This is a genomic window from Nostoc sp. MG11, assembly GCF_014904695.1.
In the GTDB taxonomy this organism is placed as follows: Bacteria; Cyanobacteriota; Cyanobacteriia; order Cyanobacteriales; family Nostocaceae; genus Komarekiella.
Genome location: NZ_JACXXN010000009.1, coordinates 96266 through 118534, shown reverse-complemented (window position 1 = coordinate 118534; position 22269 = coordinate 96266). Strand labels below are relative to the sequence as shown.

The following is a 22269-nucleotide window of genomic DNA, read 5'->3' as shown; positions in this document are numbered from 1 at the left end:
AGCCCGATAAATCATCCCGCAATTATGCAACGCCCGTTCTTGATATCACTAATTAATTCATCAATTCTAGATTTAGTTGTGTTCCAAGAGCACATAAAACGCACTCCTCCCACACCAATAAATGTATAAAATTGCCAGTTTTTTGCTTTTAAACTGTGAATTACTAACTTAGGTAATTTGACAAACACGGCATTTGCCTCTCTAGGAAACATTATCTCAACGCCTTCTATATCTAATAGTTTATTTTCTAAGTATTCAGCACATTGATTAGCATGCCTAGCATTTTTTAACCACGCGCCAGTTTCCAATAAACCCAACCAAGGAGCAGAGATAAACCGCATTTTTGAGGCTAACTGACCTGCTTGCTTGCAACGATAATCAAAATCTTCTGCTAACGCTTTGTTAAAGAAAATAATGGCTTCACCTAATGCCATTCCATTCTTTGTCCCACAGAAACACAATACATCAACTCCCGTTTTCCAAGTAATTTCAGCAGGACTTTTATTCATGGCGGCAACTGCATTTGCAAAACGAGCGCCATCCATGTGAATTTTTAAGTTATGCTTTTTCGCAACTTCTTTAATTGCAATAAGTTCTTCAATAGAGTATAAAGTTCCTAATTCAGTTGATTGAGTGATACTAATAACTTTAGGTTTTGGATAATGAATATCGGTACGTTTAATTACAATTTCTTCTATATCTTGTGATGTTAACTTGCCATTTTTACCTTGAGCAAGTAACAATTTAGAACCATTAGAAGCAAATTCAGGTGCGCCACATTCATCTGTTTCTATATGCGCTGTCTCATGACAAATAACGCTGTGATAAGACTGACAGAGTGCAGCTAAAGATAAAGAATTTGCTGCTGTACCATTAAAAGCAAAAAATACTTCGCAATCAATTTCAAAGAGTTCTCGAAAATAATCTGTTGCTTTTTGAGTCCATTCATCATTGCCATAGGCTGGAACACTGCCATGATTAGCTCTAATCATGTACTCTAAGGCTTCAGGACAAATACCAGAAGAATTATCGCTTGCAAACTGTTCTGAGAGGCTATTCATAATCTCTATTTTTGTCCCCATAATACTAAGATAGGGGAACGACAATTTCTTGCCGTGCCCCTAACGGCAAGCTTATAAGATTTATTTACTAAATTAGATTTTTTCTGTATCAACCACCTGCAACAGCAGGGACAATACTTACTTCATCGCCATCTTTTAAAGGTGTATCTGTCCCTTCCAAAAAGCGGATATCTTCGCTATTAAGGTACAAATTTAGAAATCGGCGAGGCTTTCCGGCTTCATCGCACAACCGCGATTTAATCCCAGGAAAGCTTTGTTCTAATGAGTCCAACAATTCAGCAATGTTACTACCATTACATTCTAGGGTAGCTTGATTATTAGTAAAATTCTGAAGTGCAGTAGGAACTAAAACTGTTATGGCCATAGAAGTGAAAATTTAAGAGTGAAGAGTTGGAACTTGTCTTTTGTCCTTGATTTTGACAAAGAGAGAAGTCTGAGCGGAGGCTTCCTCCGATCAGAACTTCGGGGAGAAGTGACAAATTCTAAACAAGGACTTGTTGCCATTCCAAGCGATCTAATGTACGCGATCGCTCTAGGGCACGTTCAAAACTATCGAGTTTGGCGTCAATTGTCAAAGGTTCGCCAATATAGCCTTGGACTGCTTCTTGGGTTTTCAAACCATTGCCAGTGATGTAAACCACGGTAGTTTCGTCTGGATCAATCTTGCCAGCTTCTACCAATTTTTTCAGCACAGCTACAGTTGTACCACCAGCTGTTTCTGTGAAGATGCCTTCGGTTTCTGCCAGTAGCTTGATGCCTTCAATAATTTCTGCATCATTGACTGATTCAATATTACCGTTAGTTTTCTTAGCTATCTCTACAGCATAAATACCGTCTGCTGGATTACCGATCGCGATCGACTTAGCAATTGTATTCGGTTTTACTGGTTTAATAAAGTCGCTATTTTCTTTGAATGCTTGAGCGATGGGGGAACAGCCTTCAGCCTGAGCGCCGCTGAAACGGACATTCTTACCTTCTACTAAACCAACTTCGACAAATTCTTGGAAACCTTTGTAAATTTTGGTAAAGAGTGAACCGGAAGCTAAAGGAGCAACGATATGGTCAGGTAGCTGCCAACCCAGTTGTTCTGCAACTTCAAAGCCCAGCGTCTTGGAACCTTCAGAGTAGTAAGGGCGCAGATTTATATTGACAAAACCCCATCCGTATGTATTGGCAACTTCACAACACAGGCGATTTACTTGATCGTAGTTGCCCTTTACAGACATGAGAGTCGGACTATATATCAAGCTACCCAGAACTTTGCCAGCTTCCAAATCTGCGGGGATAAAAACACAGCAGTCTAAACCGGCGTGGGCGGCAATGGCAGCTGTAGAATTTGCCAAGTTACCTGTGCTAGCACAAGAAACCGTGGAAAAACCCAACTCTCGCGCACGGGTGAGGGCGACTGACACCACCCGATCCTTAAAGCTGAGGGTGGGCATATTAACAGCATCATTTTTTATATAAAGCTTGTTTAAACCCAGGCGACGGGCGAGGCGGTGGGAACGAACTAAGGGAGTCATACCTGTTCCCACATCTATAACATTGTCAGTTGCAACAGGCAAAAAGGGGCGATAGCGCCAAATAGAATTTGGCCCAGCTTGGATTGTTTCACGAGTGACGGTGAGACGTAGAGCATTGTAGTCATACTTGACTTCTAACGGCCCAAAGCATAACTCACAAACATTGATGGCTTTGAGTTCATATTCCGCACCACATTCCTTACACTTCAAGGCTTGAAAGGTGGCAGTGGTGGTTTGGTTTTGGGTCGTTACTGCTTGAGTCATAAACTAGCTTTCCCTGTTTGTCTGGCGACTGTCGCCTGATAGTAACACGAGCCAAAATACTAGTCAAATATACCCGATAAAAATAGTCGGGTATGTTTTTGGCAAATTTAGAGAGTAGACTAAGGTCTATGCCTGAACAAATAAAGAAGCAATTACTCGCCCCTGTTCCTACTCCCCCACTCTCTTCACTTCTGTCCAGTTAACAGATAAGTTGTCATTTTCTCTTTACCTTTAACTTCTATTTCGCCTCGCTTTTCAAATAAAAATTCGTCACGCAAGCGATTATAAGTGTCTTGTGTTACCTGTATTTTGTCAGCGATTCCTTTAAATTGCATGCAATTAGCGATACTCACAATATTTGCGCTTAGAACATAAGTATCATTTTTGTCTTTAATTACTTTAGTTGCTACGCTACCGCTATGAATGCCAATACAAATACTAAAGTTTTGATGATTCTCGGCATTGAAGAGAGCAATTGCTTTTTGTATATGCAGTGCCATTTGGGCGATCGCTTGGGCATGCTCACCCACTACCATATAAGCATCGTCAATAGTCTTGATCTTTTTTAAACCATATTGTTCAGTAAGGTGATCAAAAGCTGAGAAAATTGAATTGAGTAAGTTTACCAGTTGAATCGCACTCATAGAAGCAGCAATCTCAGTCAAGTCGATGATATCTGCAAACAAAACTGTGACATCAGCAAAATCTTCAGCAATACTACCTAGTTGTTCTTTCAGGCGATGGTCGATTACTCCTGGCAAAATATTCAATAACAAGCGTTCAGTTTGTTGTTGTTGATAATGTATTACTTTCTTTGCTGCTAGTCGCTGAGTAATATTGCGAAAAATGCCACGAGTAACAACTGGATGACCTTCTACAAATTTACAGTTAATGTTACCTTCTAGAAAAATTGTTTGGCCATCTTTGGTAAGGAATGCAGTTTGAACTTGTTCCAGCTTTTCACCTGAAAGCAAACGATAAAATTTTTGACGACATTGCTGTTGAAAATGGGGATGTATGATATCAAAGAGATTCATCTGACTAATTTCAGCTTCGCTATATCCCAAAGTTTCTCGCCACGCACGATTGACATATAAAAAATGACCAGATGCATTAACACATTGAATCAAGTCATTAGCATTTTCAAATAAATCTCGATATCTTTCTTCACTTTCTACAAGGGCATCTTCTGCTTGTTTGCGTTTGATAAACTGGGCAATTTGGCTACCAATAGAACCCATCATTTGTAATAAGTCTGTATCTTTTCGTTGGATCTCTCGACTAAAGAAAACCATCACCCCTAAGATTTCATGATCATCGAGGATGGGGAAGCTAAATGCTGCGTGCAATCCAGCTTCGGCTGCGGGTTGCGATCGCTGTAAGTCACCATCTTCTGTGATATCGCTAATCCAAAGGGGGGAACGTCGTGTCCAAATCCGACCAGGTAAACCAACACCAGGAGTATAAGTAGTTTGCCAAGTAATTGCTTTAAACTCTCTAACAGAAATTATTCGACTTGACCAAATTTCTACACACCTCAGTATTGCATTAATACTGTGCCCTGTAACTGATTGACTGATGTATTGATTTGGTGTCCAAAGTTCACCTAAATCCCATCCTAAACTTTGACAAATTGATTGTAGAATTTGCGGAATTGCCTGCTTTATGCTCTGGGATTCTGATAATATACGGGTTATACTATACTGAGCATAAGTACGCTGTTCACGATTTAAACGAGTAGTAATATCTCGACCAATATAAACAATATCTTCTAAACCTTCTATTTTTTTATGAATCACAGAACAGGAAAAAGCAACTAATAACTTTTCTTTTGCTTTTGTTCTACAAACTAGCTCTAAATTCTGAGAATATTTTTTAAAAGAAGCATATTGTTGAATTACTTTTATTAATCCTTGCTCATCATCAATTATCAGTGATATTGGTTGATTAATTAATTCTTCTTTATTAAAACCAAATAACTTTTGGGCAGCATGATTTACTTTTTTTATTTTTCCTAAACTATTTGTTACCAGTAAGGCATCTGCCATTGAAAGGATAACTTTATCCATATAATTTTTATATGACATTAAGGCACTTGATAGCATACGTGCTTCATTAGCTCGTTGTGCTAACTTTTGTTGTAAAGCCATCCTGTCAGTAACATCTTCAATTAGGATGATTAATCTATTGCCAGATTCCTTTGTATACTGTTCGCCGATGATATATATATCCATATATACATTGGATTTATCATCATTACATCGTCCGATACCTTGTAATTCAAATAGTTCTTGTTTTCCTTGTAGAATAGATTTTAGAATATCTTCAAGTCCAATAAACTCAGGAAAACTTAGTCGAACATCTTTTCCTCGCATCACTTCTTTGGGGCGATCAGCAAACCGTTGTACTTGCTCGGATGTATCTACGATGCAGAAATTATCATCCAGTTCCAAGCGTTCAAACTTACGTGGAAAAGAAGGTTTGTTAAAAATCCGATTTAGTACTTGGTATTTCATTGCGATGTGGGAATAAGCTTTAGACTTTGCTTGAAAATAATGATCAGAGGATATAAGAAGGAGAGAGAAAACTTCAACCTGTTGCCCTATCACACCATTACTCCACTGAAAACTCAGGATTCAGGAGTAGGACTAATAATTAAAGATTTAGTACTTTTGATGATTCTTTCAAATATTTGATCAATATACAAGCCTGTCTGGGTAGAATTTATAGAATTTGTTAATACTCAGTTGTATTACTGAAGTTAATATTGATTGATTAAGTGTGCAATTTTTATTATTCTCAGATAAGTATGTTTGGTTAAAAGTACTACAAGCAATTTCAAAGGTCTATCTGATATAAATTAAGTAGATTAATATAATCAAATCAGTATTTTATATTTGTTATTAATTGTTGGCAAGTGAATAAATTTTTACACTCAGTCAGCAGTTCTTGGTTAAAAATAGTATTCAGAATATTTGACTTAAATTTTCCCAACCTACCGATTATTTATTAGAAGCAAGCGATGGCGTACCCGCCCGCCGTAGGCGATCGCATCTCTCAATATTCTACAAAACAGAGAATAAAGTTACTTGACTGAATGTCAAAATGCAAATGTTGAGCATCTAAACCAGCTTGAATAGTAGAATATCACAGGATTGCGATCGCATCTTATACTTGATCTGGATCAACCCCCAAAGCTCGCAATCGTTATGCTAGCTGGTCTGCACGTTTGGTTCGGTATATTCGCAAAAAATATTCAATCCGATTTTAAGGATATATAAAACAATAACAGTAGCGATCGCTGGATCAATCGGCAAGCCGTTCGCCGTTGCTAAACCCACGAGGGAAACAATCAAACCTGTCAGCAAAGACGCACTCCCTGGATTCTTTGTGTAGTCTTTAAGTTGACCGCGAAAGCCATCATCGCCACAGAGTTCCTGACGCAGTACCTTTAGTGTTACTTGCCAGAGAGATTTACCTTGCTGCATAAGCGGTTGCCCATTTTTTTCTGTCCATAAATCCTGGAAAGAGCGTTCTAGGTTGCCATTATGCATTGCCAAATTATCCAATGCATGTACTGCTGGCTCGTAATCTTGCAGAATTTCGCGTGAGACATTGATTTCTGTAAGATTTAATTTAGCATCCATAATTTATCCTCGTTATTAATTGACAGCGCCAAAGTATTTTATTGGTCATTGGTCATTAGTCATTTGTCAAGGGTCAAGAATCAGTATTTATTCCTCTTGTGGTTCGCTACCCCTCCACTTCTCCACTCTCTCCTTAGTGGTTCAAATTAGGTCAAAATCTAAATAAACCCGATCGCATCTTACTGATAATGCAGATTACCCAGAGCCTTCATACAGCCATTCTCGTTACTGACTTAGAACGCTCCGAACACTTTTATGGCAAAGTATTAGGACTATCCAAAATAGATCGCTCCTTAAAATACTCTGGTGCATGGTATCAAGTCGGCAACTATCAAATTCACTTGATTGTCGCAACCACCGTACCCACCGAAAACCCAAACGAAAAATGGGGACGCAACCCCCACATAGCTTTCTCTGTTGCTGACTTAGACACCGCCAAATTAGAGTTACTCAATCACAATTATCGCATTCAAGCTAGCGCCTCCGGTCGCGCCGCCCTCTTCACCCAAGACCCTGATGGAAATATTATCGAGCTGAGTCAGCAGTGATGGGAAGTGAAGGAATGAGGCAGGGAGAGAATTAATAACTCTTGACTGCGAATTTTAGATTTTTTGGTTCATGCCCCGCCCGAAAACTTACCCCTTAATAACAAAATTCCGGCATGAATTACGCAAGCAATTGCAAAGGGCTTAAACCGCAAATGTTTTGGCTTTACAAGAGTACCATTTGAGCCAGATTGGTATATTTATCACCTGATTCTCCTGATTTTTTACCAATTGAGAACTCTTGGTCGAAAATCAAAGAGTTTTTGCGATGCCTACTGTGGGCGGGTACACCATCGCTTACCACTAGAACTTTAATACTTGAAAAGGAGCAAATACCTGCATCTATCGCCTAAAATTTATTGGTATAAACTTGTGAGAAAGTTAGGAGACGATATGACTATCGACTTTGAAACTGACACTCCTGTTAATACATTTCGCGATCAACTACGGCAAGTCCTAAACATCGTATTTGCGATCGCTCAGGCAGTTTCACCCTTCTTTGCAGATATCGCCGGAATTGGTCAGCCTATTTGGACACGCTCCGATATAGTCGAAACGCCCGCCACTCCTGCTACCTACACTTTCTTTATCTGGTTGTTCATCTTCGTAACTTGCATCGGCTATTCTGTTTATCAGTCCCTACCAAGTCGGCGCAACGACCCGTTTCTTCGCAGCATCGGCTTTTTCACTGCCACAGCTTTCTTTGGCAGCACGCTGTGGGAGATCGATAACCAACTTCATGGGGTAAATTGGCTTAGTGTCGTGCTGATTATCTTCGTCTTGTTTACTATTGGCAATGCTTTCGTTGAGGTAGTTCGCCGACGTGCTTCACTCACAAACGCTGAGCGCTGGTTTGTGGCTCTCCCTGTTAGTGTCTTCACAGGATGGGAATCAATTGCGACTTTCGCCGTTATATCCCAAGCACTGGAAGCCTCTGGGTTCGACTATTTCGGACTATCACAGGAGAACTTCTCCATCATGACGGTAATTGTTGCTGGGATTTTCGGTACTATTATAACTTTCCTGAGTAGAGGAAATTGGTATTGTGGCTTGGCAATTATTTGGGCGCTAATCGGTATTGTTTTTAACAACATTACTAGCCAGCAAAACACTGCGGTCGCCGTTACAGCAAGCGGGATGGCAATGCTAGTAGCTATAACTTTACTGGGAGCGCGGATGATAGATAAGGACAGACGCATCTAATTCGCCTGATAGGGTTGTGTTTGAGAGTGAGAGAAGAGGAGGCGTCTAACCGAATGACAAATGAAAATCATTGCTTACACTTACAGTGACCCTCTACTAGAACCATCTTTTGAGCAGACTAATTGGGGATGGGAGGTGGATTGTGTTTATCAAGATTTGGGCAATAGATCGCAATTAGAACAATTATTCACGGACTGCCAAACTGAACCAGTAGATTATCTGCTAATTCGTCGCTTGGAAGAATTGGGGGACACTGTAGATGAAGTGAGCGATCGCTTAAATCAACTCGAAGCGATGGGAGTCATAGTAATTGCCACTGAACAATCATACACATCTGAAAACTCGGATCTCCGCAGCGAATTGCTGAATTTGCTACACGAAGTTCAACGTCAGCAACGCAGTCGTCGCATCCGCCAAGGACATGCCCGCAATCGGCTTGATGCTGCACCTCCGCCTGGTAAAGTTCCCTATGGCTACCGCAGAGGTAAAGGAAAATATACTATTGACCGCAGTACTTCGCCAGTGGTCAAAGATTTTTTTGAACACTTTTTACTCTATGGTTCTCTGCGGGGTTCAGTCCGTTATCTGGCGAAAAAATATGGCAAGAAAATCTCTGTAACCACTGGACGGCGTTGGCTGACGAATCCAGTCTATCGGGGCGATACAGCTTATCACAATGGTGAAATTCTCTCCAATACCCATGTTCCGATAATTTCTAAAGAAGAAGCTGCTCAAATTGACCGACTTTTGCGCCGTAACAGCCGTTTACCATCTCGCACTGCTAGTGCGCCACGTTCTCTAGCTGGGTTGGTTATCTGTGATGAGTGTCAGTCACATTTGGTAGTTACCAGCGTCACTCAACGAAACCAAGACAAAGAGTATCTTTATTTACGTTCAATTAGCTGTCCCAAACATCCTAAATGTCGTGCCATTCCTTACCAAGAAGTTTTGGAACACACAATTGAAACGGTTTGCCGTGACTTACCGTTAGCAGTGGCAGGAATGAATTTTCCTCAACTAGATGCAGTCAAGAATAGTTTAAGTGAAGCGATCGCTCGTCAGCAAGAAATACTTGCTCAGTTACCCACTTTAGTCGAAACAGAAATTTTGGATACTGAAACAGCAAAATTAAGGGCTTACAAACTCCGCACAGAAATTTCTGTACTGCAAGCTAAGCTGGCAACTTTCCCACCTGTAAACTTACGTTCTGTTGCTCAAGCTGTTTCTATCCCACAATTTTGGTTAGACCTGTCGGAAGCAGAGCGACGATTTTACTTTCGAGAATTCATCAGGCAAATTGAGATTATTCGTCAGGATAAAAAATGGTATTTGCAAGTAATCTTTATTTTTTAATTGCTAATTGACCACTAACTGATTCAACATCTCGCAAATTTTCGATTTTTACTAGTTATTAAAAAAATATTAGATCTCAGTTAGTTTTTTTACTTTATATTCGTAATTTATTTGACTTCTGGACTACTGTCGGTATTTGTATTTTTACCTGAAATCGGCAGCAAAACTTTTGACTAAAATGTAATCAAAATTACTATCTTTATATCGCCAAAAATACTTTAACTATGATGCAACGCAGAGGTCTGGTTTGGGAATGAGTGATATAATGATGAAGCCTTAGCCAAGTTACCTTGCAGGATAAACTTGTTAGATTTTTTTGTTTATTGATTGACACTAGCAAATTTAAAATTAAGTAAAAAAAAGTTAAACTAAATGCTACATCTAAAATAAAAATTGGTTAACTTACACACTCTTCAACAAGTGATTCAATAGTTTCTACTTGTATTGTTTTTATCAAAAATCTCAAAAAATCCTTGTTAAATAACTAGACAAATAACTAAGATAAATTTCTCAAAAAGTTAGCACCAATTAGAAAAAATTGAGTTAACCTTAAAAACTAGCAATTGTTAAGAACACAGGTTGTTATTGGGTGGCAACATAGGAGATTCGTTCTAGTCTCTTGTAATCAAACCAGCAAGCAAAATGATTATCATAGAATATGCAAGAAGGAAGCTTTGTTTGGGGTCATCTAGAGAGACAGCATCGCACGGTTGGTAAATGGATTGATTGGGTATGGTTGGTAGTACTGCTTTTAGCGGCAGTTTTACTATTTAGCATCAATCTTGGAGGATTACCGCTGCGAGATTGGGATGAAGGCACTGTGGCCCAGGTTGCTCGTGAAATTTGGCGTGCTCCAGAAGGCTCAATGCGTTGGCTTTACCCAACCCTAGGAGGCGAACCGTATCACAACAAGCCGCCCCTGATGCATTTGCTAATTGCTTGGGCTTATTCTCTAGGAGGCATGAATGAAGGAACAACACGCTTACCTGGAGCAATTTTAACAGCTATATCAGTACCTTTACTGTATTGCATTGGTCGAGAGATATTTCGCCAACGCTGGGCGGCTATTTATAGCGCCTTGATTTACCTAACAATGCTACCTGTCGTACGTCATGGGCGTTTGGCAATGTTAGATGGAGCGGTGGTAAGTTTTTTGATGTTGATGATGTTGTGTGTATTACGATCACGCCGGGATTTACGTTATTGCCTTGGTGTTGGTGTCAGTTTTGGGTTGATTTGTCTAACTCAAGGACTGTTAGGCGGATTGCTAGGTGCGATCGCGATCGTATTTTTGTTTTGGGACACACCACGACTACTTACCAGTTATTATTTTTGGCTGGCAATCTTCATCGGCATTCTGCCTGTGGCTTCTTGGTATAGCGCCCAACTGATCCATTATGGTTATACTTTTGTCGAAGACGGCATTGTAAATCAATCCTTAAACAGAATCGGCACCGTCATCGAAAAGAATCCTCAACCACCCTGGTACTATGTCATCGAACTTCTAAAATGGACATGGCCATGGCTAGTGTTTTTACCGCAAACTGTACGTTTAACCTGGGAAAATCGCAACCTCAGCTGGGCAAAACTCGTACTAGTGTGGAGTGGTGTTTATCTGCTGGCAATTTCTTTCATGAGTACCAAATTTGCCTGGTACATATTCCCGATTTACCCTAGCTTAGCCTTAGGTTTTGGTATCCAATTAACAGAGACGGAAAATTCACCTTTACTGTCATCGTACCCTCGTACTTGGGTAGCTGGTTTAGCAATACTTGCTGTGGCTGCTTCTGCTGGTAGTATGTATTTCAGTTGGGGTACAGCACCAAAAACTGACTTACAGTTGATTTTTGCAGCAATAGCTTTAACTATGACCTTAGCAGCTATTTTGGCAGAGCGAGGTGACGGACAATTCCTGAAAATTTTGTTTTGGGGAAGTTATCTTTCGCTACTGCTGTTGATGAAATCCAACTACTGGGTTTGGGAATTAAGTAAAGCTTATCCAGTTAAACCAGTTGCCGCCATGATCGTGCAGGCAAATCCAGCTGTGAAAAAGATTTACACATCTTTTCCCTATCATCGTCCCTCGTTGGATTTTTATAGTGATCGCACTATCATTCCCGCATCTCCAGGTGAACTGAAATATTATTGGCACTACAGCGGACAACCCTACTTCTTACTAAATGCATCTACTGCAAACAATCTCCAACTAGAGTCAATGAAGCTAATTGACCAAGCTGAAGGTTGGAAACTAGTTACAAAAGATACTAATCGACTGTAGAAAGTCAAGTTGTAACATCCAAAATTTGAGCATTGTTTTGGCAATACCTTGCGGTTAAGGGGGAAAGGGAAAAGGCTGGAATTTACTTTTACTCCTTACCCTTTGCCCAGACCACAAGGAAAATTGTTAGGCTTATCCGAATATTGGATGTTATGGTAGCGATCGTCTTTTTCCAGAAAGTTTGATTCTTTTTCGCTAGTTTGTAAAAGCTCCAGGATTTTAGTTTGAAGAGATGATAAACCCCGTAATCTTGCGGTTTTTATAGCGAGATTGATTTTTCTATGCTGGAAAAGACTAAGAAATATTTCATTAGATAGAGAAATCAGGTGTTGATAAATTTACAAAATATTGCATCATTTTCAGATAAACCAGAAGAACTTGTTGAAACCGGAGCAAATCAAAAATTTTCAGAAGCGTGGGCGAAGAAGTATTTGCGAAAGCTAGCTGAACAGGATGATTTGACCGAAGCCCTCAACCGAAGTGAAATGGCAACTGAGATTGCAAAAACGTTAATGCAGACACTCCGAACTACGAGTCTTGAAGCGTGGGCAAGAACGGAAGCACTTCTATCTCAAGAGGTAATTCGGCATCAAATTGACCCTCAATTCATTGATCCGTGGGCAGTAACAAAAGATGCTCACCAGATTTATCAAACTGCGCTATCAGCTTATGCTCAACAGATTCCCCCACCGAAGTTTTCTACATGGATTGCATCGGATTTAGGACATATTCGGCAGAAATACATAGCAGATGATCCTAGAGTCATTGGGTTTATTAGTATGCAATTCCACTACAGCGGACAAATGCTGCTAAACTTGACACCACCAGCACAGCAACTATTGCTCAGTGCTTACTTCAAAGTGATTGATGACCATCTTTACATGCCGCTTCAGCGTGCTTACCATGCAGCAGGACAACATGCTTACAACGCGCCACCATTAAAAGCAGTCCAGCAACTCTTGCCGTTATGCACTGAGATTGCAACCAAGATTGTAGAACGGGTAATGGAGTTATATCCTGCTTATCATTGCCATACAGGTCGTTTAAGTGACACTAATATAAAAATTTCGAGTATTCGTGATACCGAAATGTTCCAAGTCTATCTGTGGGTCTGTGTTTTGGAGAACAACATTAGTGCCATACAACAAGAACTATTTCCGCTGTGTGTGATGCTGTACCCTCGATTGAAGGTACGTTGGGAATTGGTGCGGCAATTGATTCACTTGCTTGGCAATGAGATCCGCTCTCGTCTAGAACCACAACAGGCTGCTTATTTTATCCCTTACTACGAGTCATTGTGGGGAATGTTTTCACCTCAAGTATTCCCAGATAGTACATTATAGATGCCCTTGTATATCGACCTTCAAATTGCATGAGATTTTAAAAAATAGCTAAACTCGTAGGGTGGGCATTGTAATGCCCACCCTACTGTGGTCTATTTGTACGAAAGAAAAACTCTATTCAGAGAATACAGCAATACATATTTACCCCAAACCGTGTTTTATTTGCCTCAAACAAATAGAACACGGTGAAACATAAGTATGTTTTGTTATAATAGTACTGACAGTAATGTAAGATTTAGTTATAACAGGGTGTAAACTTATGGAGATTTTTCCCCTACTTCTTTAATTTGCTCTATGGGAAAAACTTGGCGATCGTAGCTTGTGCTTTCCTGGGTAATAGCAATCATACTAAAGAAAATGGCACTTCCAACAGCTAGGGCTACCATAGGACGCTTGAGTAAGACAAAATCTCTTATAATCCTAGCTAGGGGTCGGCTTTGACGACGTAGCGCCGAAGCAATCATCATCTGTCTCCAGGTAAATGGGTCACGAACGTAATGACCACTTTGACAAACTACTAGACGTTCCTGGCAATACGGACAGGTAAACAAGCCAATGCACGTCTTGACTGGTTTGGGCGTAGCATTTCTCTGGCAAATTGGGCAAGTAACATAATGATTATCAAAGGTGTGTGTATTCATTTACCTTGTCCGCCTAGTCCATTTATTCGCTCTATAACAATAGCTATATTGAATTCCAATCAATATTTAGTAAATCGCTAAGTATGGTTTGATATGAGCCATAAATCACACATAAATTTGCATTCCTAATTAAGGATAGCTCAATAGTTACAACACGAGTATAGCTAGATTTAGCTAAGGATGACTCTCCTTTAATGCTTGTCTATCGTGCGTCCACTCAGCTCGCAAATATTGTATTTTGTTTACAGAGAATAGAGTCGAAGCTCACTTGCATCTAGGAGAGCGATCGCTAACCCTTAATTATTAATTCTCTCCCATTTAACCGTTCTCACCACAAAAATTTTGCACAATGACATTTTTTGCTAAAGCTTTGTAAATCAAGCAAATAAAGTCTACTTGTCTGGTTGCTAAATAATGGCTCACAATGAGAAGTAACAGATAAAAACTTAAATTTTTTCTTACATTTACCCCGCCTCTCGATGACTCTCTTGCCTCCCACTGAACTGAGGAAGGTAACGGAACAACCTGCCTTTCCTACACCTTCTGCGCGTTTAGCTCAGCTAATTAACCGTTTTCAACCATCACCAGAAACCGTAGTGCTGTTTTTAGCCATGCTAATTGGCGGTGGTACTGGTATGGGTATAGTTACTTTTCACTATTTAATCCAGCTGATTCACCACCTGATGCTGGAAACTTTGATGGGCCAGATTGGTGGTTGGGGTGCTTGGACTTTAGCCTGCGTTCCTACCCTTGGCGGACTCATTGTTGGCTTGATGCGCTGGCGCACTCAAGACTTTGGGCCTGGACTTTCATCTCTCATCGCCGCCTCCCAAGGAACAGAAATAAAGCGACCACTGCGACCAGTAACGAAGATGCTGGCTGCATCTGTTTCCTTGGGAAGCGGTGCTTCTTTAGGACCAGAGGGGCCAAGTGTAGAAATTGGTGCCAATTTTGGGATGTTATTATCTCTAATACTACAAGTATCTCAAGAACGACGGCGATTGCTTTTAGGTGCTGGTGCTGCTGCTGGATTAGCTGCTGGATTTAATGCTCCGATTGCGGGAGTATTCTTTGCACTAGAGGTGGTGATGGGAACTACATCCTTCGCTACTTCTGCTGTGAGTGTGGTGCTGCTAGCAGCTGTGGTGGCGGCATTAATTGCTCAAATTGGTTTGGGGGCACAACCTGCTTTTGCTTTACCTGTTTACCAAGTTCGCAGTCCTTTGGAATTACCCCTTTATCTTGGTTTGGGTTTAGGGGCTAGTCTAGTTTCTCTAGCTTATACACAATCAATTCGTTTGGCAAAAGCCTGCTTTGGTGGAAAGGTTGCGGGTTTTGACTTTTTGGGACGAATTCCTCAGCCGATTCATCCCATTATTGGCGGCGTCATCGTGGGTGCAGTTGCTTTACTTTTTCCGCAAATTTTAGGTGTCGGTTATGAAACTGTGGAAGCAATGCTTCAAGATGTACAGTTCTCGCTCTTATTATTGGTTGAGCTGTTGGTGCTAAAACTACTGATGACTGCTATTAGTACAGGTAGTGGTTTTGTTGGCGGTTTGTTTGCACCAGCGATGTTTCTGGGTGCTTCTTTTGGATCGGCTTACGCCAAAATTTTGGCTTTAGTCTTTCCGGTAATTGGTGAGCAAATGGCAGCTCCCCCAGCTTATGCAATGGTGGGAATGGCAGCAGTCCTAGCTGCCAGTGTTAGAGCACCATTAACGGCAATTTTAATGCTGTTTGAATTAACTCGTGACTACCGTATTGTTTTACCGTTGATGGCAGCTGTGGGTCTGAGTGTTTGGCTAGTGGAGCGGATTAAGCCGACTTTTAATTCTAACTCTAATTTACAGCAAATTGGTCTTTCGGAATTGAAAGATGAACAGGCGGAAATTGTGCAACAAATTTTGGTAGAAGATGCCATGCACTCTTCTCCAAAAAAGTTATCTGCAACGTTGGGGGTGTTAGATGCAGCTGTGGAAATGACACGCGATCGCGTGCGGAGTGCTTTAGTAATTGATGAAGCCGATCAGTTAGTTGGTATCCTTTCTCTGGAAGATATTAACCGCGCTCTTTCTCTTTGGCAAACTTACTCAAATTCATCAACAGAAATTGGGGATAATTTATCCAGTCAGACTCTCATAGACATTTGTACCACTGAAATCCTCTATGCTTGGCAAGATGAACTCTTATCTGAAGCTTTAGACCGCATGGCTCTTAGAGGTTTGCATCAATTACCAGTAGTATCACGAGACAATCCTGATCGCATTTTAGGTCTATTAGAAAAAGAGCAAATTGCATTAACTTGCAATTTAGCAGTTACGCGTAAGGCGCTTCGTTACTATTTACCAGTTTTACCCACAACAGATGTAGTTATTAGTCAAGAGTCAAGGGTCAAGGGTCAAGAGTCAAGAGTCAAGAGTCAAGAGTCAAAAAATCTTTGATTGTGGACTTTGGACTTTGGACTTTAGACTCTTGACTATTTATTAAGCTGTAGCTTCTATAGCTTCGACACCTTCTTGATCTTCTGGGTCTACCTGCCTTAGACGAATATGCTTTTTCCCTAAAGTGATGAGAAACTCATCTCCTGGTTTGAGATTCATCTGTTTCGTATAAGCTGAACCTATCAGTAAGTTACCATTCGATTGCACACTAATTCTATAGCTAGCACTGCGTCCACCACGCCCGTTGGCATTGGGCGCACTGTCTAACTGAATGCCTTCGGCATCAATTAGGGCGTTTAAGAACTTCATCATATTAACGCGCTCTATACCATTTTTGGTAACGGTATAGTAGCCGCACTTCTTGGCTTTGTCTTCTTTGCTCTCGTTCTCTAGCTCTTTGACTTTTTTGAGCAGTTCTTCACCGACGAGGGGTTCAATTTTTTTCTGTTTAGGCATCAACTTAGGTTGAAAACGAATGTTTGAAGTGTTGGAATCGATTTTATTTTAGCTGACGTTAAGCTAACAAGAACAGAGTCTTTTAGTTTTTATCTCAGCCTAGCCAAGTATATTACACTGATAGACAGAATTGTTGCTTGATTACTAATATTGTTAAGACAATGTATTTTATATAATTCTGGCAATGCTGATAACTATATATAGTTTGTGAATCACTGCTAGACTGTATTTGTTTAAGTTTTTTAAACTAACCCTAAAAAGGTACTCTACTTGCTGAGCATGATAATTGGAATACACAATGATAAGCAAAACTGATCCTTAGTCAAGAGTGAAGAGTCAAAAGTCCAAGAGTTTTTGTCCATTGAGTATTGACTCTTGACTAAATAACAAAGCTTACCAAAATGAAACTAACTACCAGAGGACACTATAGTGTGAAGGCATTGCTAGATTTGAGTTTACAGCCAGAATATGGACCTGTATCTGTCAGAGCGATCGCCAAACGTCAAGATATCCCTGCTCCCTACTTAGAAAAACTGCTAATAGAAATGCGTCGTGCTGGATTAGTAAAATCAATTCGCGGTAGCATTGGTGGATACCAATTGGCACAACAGCCTGCACAAATATCTATAGGACAAATTTTAGAAGCAGTCGGTGAAACTATTACCCATTTACCCCATCACACACCAGCACCAGCACAAGCTGAAGATTGGGTAACATTTACCCTGTGGCAGAGGCTCAACCAAAAACTCAAAGAGGCTTTATACAGTATTACTCTGGCAGACCTTTATTATGATGCTCGCAGTTGGCAAGCTTCTCTAGGGGAAGAAGCTAGTTTTGTTGTTTAGTCATCGGTCAAAAGTCAATAGTCCAGAGTCCAAATATTGACCCTTGACCCTTGACTGTTGACCCTTGACTGTTGACTCATGACTAATAACATTTATATTTTAATCATTGCCGCACTTTTAGATTATTTAATCGGTGATCCTTGGGGTTGGCCTCATCCAGTGCAAGTTATGGGATGGGTAATTTCTCGCTTCAGCAAATTTTCTTGGCGATTGTGTCAGAATTCTTTAACACAACGCATAGCTGGAATTGTACTAGGCATTGTCCTAATAATTGGGAGCGGCGTTTTTGGCTATTTTATAATTCAAAGTGCCAGATGGCTGCATCCGCTGTTGGGAATCGCTTTAGAAAGCATTCTCTTGGCTAGTTGTTTTGCTGGTAGAAGTTTGCGGGCAGCAGCAATTGCTGTTTTACAACCTTTAACAGCAAATCATCTTGAGGAGGCTCGTAATATCTTAAGTAATTATGTTGGACGAGATACACAAAACCTCTCAGAAGCAGAAGTTTTGCGAGCAATTTTAGAAACAGTTACAGAAAATGCCACCGATGGGGTAATGGCTCCGCTGTTTTATGCAATTGTTGGTGTCTTTGTGCCAGGTGTGGGGCCAGTTCCTTTAGCTTTAGCATATAAAGCTAGTAGTACTTTAGATTCAATGGTGGGCTATCGGGAAGCACCTTATACTTATTTGGGATGGTTTAGTGCGCGGTTAGAAGATTGTTTGACTTGGCTACCTTGTAGGTTAACAGTTATGACTCTGGCACTTTTATCAGGTAAGCCTATGCATGTTTGGCGGATTTGTCGCCGGGATGCAGTTATCGATCCTAGTCCTAATTCTGGTTGGAGTGAGTGCGCCTATGCTGCTATTTTAGGCGTGCAGATGGGAGGTACAAATTGGTATGGCAGGATAGCTAAGCAAAAACCACTGCTAGGAGATGCAATTTATCCCATCACCCCAACTTCTATTTATAATGCTTTGCAACTGACTCGATATAGTTTTTTGCTGTGGTTAGTGGTAGCGATCGCTATATTTTTAATACTGCTAAACAGGTAATGATAAATATAGAGCATTGGGTATTAGGGATTGAAGAAAGGCAAAAGGGGGAAAGAGTAAACCAAGAAGCATCCCTTTAACCTTTTCCCCTCTTAAAAGTCCCTAGTCCCCAATCCCCAGTCCCTAGTCCATTCAGGGGTATCCGTCTATGACTATGTCTACCAAAGTAGTTGAAATTCTCTCATCCGAAGAAATCCGTCGTACTTTGACTCGCCTTGCTTCCCAAATTGTGGAAAGGACACGTGATTTATCCCAACTGGTGCTTCTTGGTGTTTATACCAGAGGTGCGCTATTAGCCGAATTGTTGGCGCGTCAGATTGAGATACTCGAGGGTGTACGTGTGTCAGTCGGCGCTTTGGATATTACGTTTTATCGAGATGACCTCGACAAAATTGGTTTGCGAACTCCCGCGAAAAGCGATATTCCTTTTGACCTCACAGGAAAAACGGTTGTGCTTGTAGATGATGTGATTTTCAAAGGACGAACGATTCGCGCTGCTTTAAATGCAGTCAACGACTACGGTAGACCAGAGTTAATCCGTTTAGCTGTATTAGTAGATAGAGGACATCGTGAATTACCAATTCATCCAGATTTTATTGGTAAGAAATTACCTACTGCTAAAGAAGAAATTGTCAAGGTTTACTTACAAGATTCGGATGGACGAGATGCTGTGGAGTTGATTGGGGATTAAGTGATGAGGAGTCAAAATAATTCGTAATTGATAATGGGCTACGCCCCGCTACCGCACTTCAGCACTCAGCACTCTCAAGTTAGGAGGCCGTAGTAACTCCGAGTAAACCTTGTGTTCAACATTCTTCAGGCAATACCCACATTTTATAGAGATAACAAGGAATTTATTGACAATCTGCTCTCTGGTGGGTTGCCTGCTATTTTGCCTGCCATTGTCAGCTTTTTTTGGTGGTTGGCATGGCGCGATCGCCAGCGGCGCATTCCTCATCCAACTTTTGCTTTTGAGGTGATTAAACCTCAAAGTTCAGGTTTGATGCAACGGATTCTCGGCGGAAATGATAAAGATCCTTTGGCTGACCGCAATATTGCTTACCAAAATCGAGTGGTGAATCGCAGCATCCGCCAAGAACTCCAACAGCAGCTAGAAGAATACCGCTGGGTGTTAATTGTGGGACGTAACGGGCTGGGAAAAACGCGGGAAGCAGCGGAATTAGCCCAACATCTCAATCAAGCAGGCTGGACAGTGCTTTACCTCAAGCCAAATGAATGGTTAGATATTCCAGCCCGGATGCCAACGGAAATAGGCGGCGATCGCAAATTGCTGTTTTTCTTGGATGACCTCAACCAGAAAATGCACCGCAGTCATGAGGAAATATCTCCAGAAGCCGAAAAAAGTCAAGTGGAACGGTTTACAGTCCCGCTGCAACAGCGCCTACTGGATGCCTTAACAAGATATGAGTCCTTCTGTGGCAAAGCGGAAATCCGTGTGATTGCTACAGCACGCAATGAACGGCAACCAGATTTTCCTGGGGAAGCCAGCGCTTGGGAAAAACTGCAATGGGAAAAATACGCCAAGTTATGGCAAAAATTCCAAATTTATGAATTGCCGGAACCGGAAGATCAGGCAATTATTGAAGTATTAACAGTAACCGTTCCCAAAACTAATATTTCCGCCCAGCCAGAACAGTATCCCGAACTAGCGAGGCGTAACGATGCCACTTTTAGAAATGTGGTAGAGAATCTCCAACATCTGCGAAATGATGGTTTGCCTTTGAATCCCAAAAATTATCGGGAAAGTCTCGGCAAAACCTGGGAAAAGCGCTATCAAGAGTCAGTTGAGAGATATCCAGTTAGTTGCTACATTTATGATGCGGTAGACTTGTTGCGGCAATTCGACATCCCACTTTATCGATTCAGTGTGGAGGCGACAGCACGAATGTTGGCGGGGGGAAATTGTTGGCAACGGTTGTGGTATCGTTGGCAAGTTAGCACTGCTACCAACTTTTTAATTCATACTGAACGCATCCTCGAACCCCGCGATGGGCAAATTGAAGCCAAGGGTAGCCATATAGAAGTCGGGGAATACATCTTATCTTTCACTCAACTGATTTTACAACTTGCAGATCAATACCCCAAACAAATACACCGCATACTACTAAATTTTGGTGTACAGTTAGCGCAATCAAGTTACTATCAGCAAGCTATTACCTGTTGGGATAAAGCGATACAAATCCAACCAGATTATTACCAAGCTTGGGGGAACCGGGGTATTGCACTGGGTAACTTAGGACTGTGGACAGAGGCGATCGCATCATACAACAAAGTATTAGAATTCAAACCCGATGACTATTTAGCGTTGTATTACCGTGGTAATGCCTTAGATGAAACGGGGCGAAGTGCCGAGGCGATCGCATCTTATGACAAAGCAATTGCCATCAAACCCGATTTACACCAAGCTTGGAACAATCGGGGTATTGCGCTGCGAAATTTGGGACTACATGAAGAGGCGTTCGCATCCTATGACCAAGCAATTGCCATTAAACCCAATTTACACCACGCTTGGATTAATCGCGGCAATGCACTCAAAAACTTAGGTCGATTTGCAGAGGCGGTTACTTCATACGATCAAGCAGTTTTAATTAAACGCGAAGACTATTATACCTGGTACATTCGGGGTAATGCGCTCAAGAACTTGGGTCGATTTGAAGAGGCTGTTGCTTCCTACGACCAAGCCCTCGCTATCAAACCTAAAGACGATGAAGCCTGGTATAATCGGGGTCATGCTTTGGGCGATTTGGGAAATTACACTGAAGCGATCGCCTCTTACGACCAAGCACTCGCCATCAAAGCCGACAAACACGAAGCTTGGTACAATCGGGGCAATGCTCTGTTTAATTTGGCAAAATATCCAGAAGCGATCGCATCTTACGACCGAGCACTTGACCTTGAGCCTGATAAACACGAAGCTTGGAATAATCGAGGCAATGCTCTGTTTAATTTAGAACAATATACCGCAGCGATCGCATCTTACGACCAAGCACTCAAACGACAACCTGACAAACATAAAGCTTGGAAAAACCGAGGCAATGCCCTATTTAAATTAGGACAATATGATGATGCTATAGCATCTTACGATCAAGCACTTATAATTAAACCTGATAAACATGAAGCTTGGTACAACCGAGGCAATGCCCTATTTAATCTCGGAAAATATGATGATGCGATCGCATCTTATGACCAAGCACTCATAATCAAACCTGACAAACACGAAGCTTGGAACAATCGGGGATTAGCGCTGACATCTTTAGTAAAATATAACGATGCGATCGCATCCTATGAGCAAGCACTCTTAATTAAACCCAATGATGACTGTGCCTGGTACAACAAGGCTTGCTGCTATGGATTCCTGGGGAATGTAGAATTGGCGATCAAAAATTTACAACAAGCTATCAAGCTAAATCCTCAAGAATGTCGAGAAATGGCAAAATCTGACTCTGATTTTAATAAAATTAGGCAAGATAGGCGTTTTCAAGATTTGATTAGTCATTAGTCAAGGGTCATTAATTATTTTGGCATTGCTGAATTGAAGTATGAAATTTAAAAGCTTAACATCTTAAACTCTTACTCT

The 22269-nt window shown here is 41.0% G+C and carries 17 protein-coding genes; 10 read left to right on the top strand and 7 right to left on the bottom strand.

The genetic code is table 11. The annotated features are described in order from the left end of the window. Positions 1 to 11 precede the first annotated feature (11 nt). The 5 genes from HCR01_RS15745 to HCR01_RS15725 all read right to left on the bottom strand — a co-directional run bounded on the left by HCR01_RS15745 (position 12) and on the right by HCR01_RS15725 (position 6516). A complete protein-coding gene (locus tag HCR01_RS15745) occupies positions 12 to 1061 on the bottom strand; it encodes a low specificity L-threonine aldolase (RefSeq protein WP_193197083.1) in 1050 nt (349 codons plus the stop codon). A gap of 109 nt (positions 1062 to 1170) precedes the next feature. Further along, on the bottom strand, positions 1171 to 1446 hold the full coding sequence (locus tag HCR01_RS15740; RefSeq protein WP_193197082.1) for a MoaD/ThiS family protein: 276 nt from the start codon (positions 1444 to 1446) through the stop codon (positions 1171 to 1173). Positions 1447 to 1564: 118 nt separating this feature from the next. Further along, positions 1565 to 2869 (bottom strand): threonine synthase, encoded by a 1305-nt coding sequence (gene thrC / locus HCR01_RS15735; protein ID WP_162394983.1) that lies wholly within the window; start codon positions 2867 to 2869, stop codon positions 1565 to 1567. Positions 2870 to 3054: 185 nt separating this feature from the next. Beyond that, positions 3055 to 5385: an adenylate/guanylate cyclase domain-containing protein gene (locus HCR01_RS15730; protein WP_193197081.1), complete on the bottom strand. Its 2331-nt coding sequence runs from the start codon at positions 5383 to 5385 to the stop codon at positions 3055 to 3057. A gap of 696 nt (positions 5386 to 6081) precedes the next feature. Beyond that, complete coding sequence (locus HCR01_RS15725; RefSeq protein WP_193197080.1) at positions 6082 to 6516, bottom strand: hypothetical protein; 435 nt, start codon at positions 6514 to 6516, stop codon at positions 6082 to 6084. Positions 6517 to 6704: 188 nt separating this feature from the next. Here HCR01_RS15725 and HCR01_RS15720 point away from each other — a divergent pair, with 188 nt between their 5' ends. From HCR01_RS15720 to HCR01_RS15700, 5 genes are all read left to right on the top strand, one after another. Further along, complete coding sequence (locus HCR01_RS15720; RefSeq protein WP_193197079.1) at positions 6705 to 7064, top strand: VOC family protein; 360 nt, start codon at positions 6705 to 6707, stop codon at positions 7062 to 7064. A gap of 390 nt (positions 7065 to 7454) precedes the next feature. Next, entirely contained in the window at positions 7455 to 8264 is an 810-nt protein-coding gene (locus HCR01_RS15715) for a hypothetical protein (protein ID WP_193197078.1), read from the top strand. 60 nt (positions 8265 to 8324) lie between these two features. Next, complete coding sequence (locus HCR01_RS15710) at positions 8325 to 9617, top strand: recombinase family protein (protein WP_193197077.1); 1293 nt, start codon at positions 8325 to 8327, stop codon at positions 9615 to 9617. Between the two features lie 658 nt (positions 9618 to 10275). Further along, positions 10276 to 11895: an ArnT family glycosyltransferase gene (locus HCR01_RS15705; RefSeq protein ID WP_193197076.1), complete on the top strand. Its 1620-nt coding sequence runs from the start codon at positions 10276 to 10278 to the stop codon at positions 11893 to 11895. Positions 11896 to 12221: 326 nt separating this feature from the next. Next, entirely contained in the window at positions 12222 to 13238 is a 1017-nt protein-coding gene (locus HCR01_RS15700) for a hypothetical protein (protein WP_320073123.1), read from the top strand. Between the two features lie 257 nt (positions 13239 to 13495). Here HCR01_RS15700 and HCR01_RS15695 read toward each other — a convergent pair whose 3' ends face one another. Continuing rightward, complete coding sequence (locus tag HCR01_RS15695; RefSeq protein ID WP_193197075.1) at positions 13496 to 13879, bottom strand: hypothetical protein; 384 nt, start codon at positions 13877 to 13879, stop codon at positions 13496 to 13498. A gap of 479 nt (positions 13880 to 14358) precedes the next feature. Between HCR01_RS15695 and HCR01_RS15690 the strand changes: the two genes are divergently transcribed. Beyond that, on the top strand, positions 14359 to 16320 hold the full coding sequence (locus HCR01_RS15690; RefSeq protein WP_193197074.1) for a chloride channel protein: 1962 nt from the start codon (positions 14359 to 14361) through the stop codon (positions 16318 to 16320). Between the two features lie 42 nt (positions 16321 to 16362). Here the strand turns inward: HCR01_RS15690 and HCR01_RS15685 are convergent, their stop codons facing one another. Then, positions 16363 to 16776: an AbrB family transcriptional regulator gene (locus HCR01_RS15685; RefSeq protein WP_193197073.1), complete on the bottom strand. Its 414-nt coding sequence runs from the start codon at positions 16774 to 16776 to the stop codon at positions 16363 to 16365. A gap of 401 nt (positions 16777 to 17177) precedes the next feature. Between HCR01_RS15685 and HCR01_RS15680 the strand changes: the two genes are divergently transcribed. The 4 genes from HCR01_RS15680 to HCR01_RS15665 all read left to right on the top strand — a co-directional run bounded on the left by HCR01_RS15680 (position 17178) and on the right by HCR01_RS15665 (position 22191). Next, positions 17178 to 17621: an Rrf2 family transcriptional regulator gene (locus HCR01_RS15680; protein ID WP_162394992.1), complete on the top strand. Its 444-nt coding sequence runs from the start codon at positions 17178 to 17180 to the stop codon at positions 17619 to 17621. A gap of 78 nt (positions 17622 to 17699) precedes the next feature. Beyond that, positions 17700 to 18671 (top strand): adenosylcobinamide-phosphate synthase CbiB, encoded by a 972-nt coding sequence (gene cbiB / locus HCR01_RS15675; protein WP_193197072.1) that lies wholly within the window; start codon positions 17700 to 17702, stop codon positions 18669 to 18671. 154 nt (positions 18672 to 18825) lie between these two features. Continuing rightward, positions 18826 to 19362: a bifunctional pyr operon transcriptional regulator/uracil phosphoribosyltransferase PyrR gene (pyrR, locus tag HCR01_RS15670; RefSeq protein ID WP_193197150.1), complete on the top strand. Its 537-nt coding sequence runs from the start codon at positions 18826 to 18828 to the stop codon at positions 19360 to 19362. 111 nt (positions 19363 to 19473) lie between these two features. After that, the gene (locus HCR01_RS15665; RefSeq protein ID WP_320073122.1) at positions 19474 to 22191 is read left to right on the top strand and encodes a tetratricopeptide repeat protein; all 2718 of its coding nucleotides are present in this window, start codon (positions 19474 to 19476) and stop codon (positions 22189 to 22191) included. Positions 22192 to 22269: the final 78 nt, after the last annotated feature.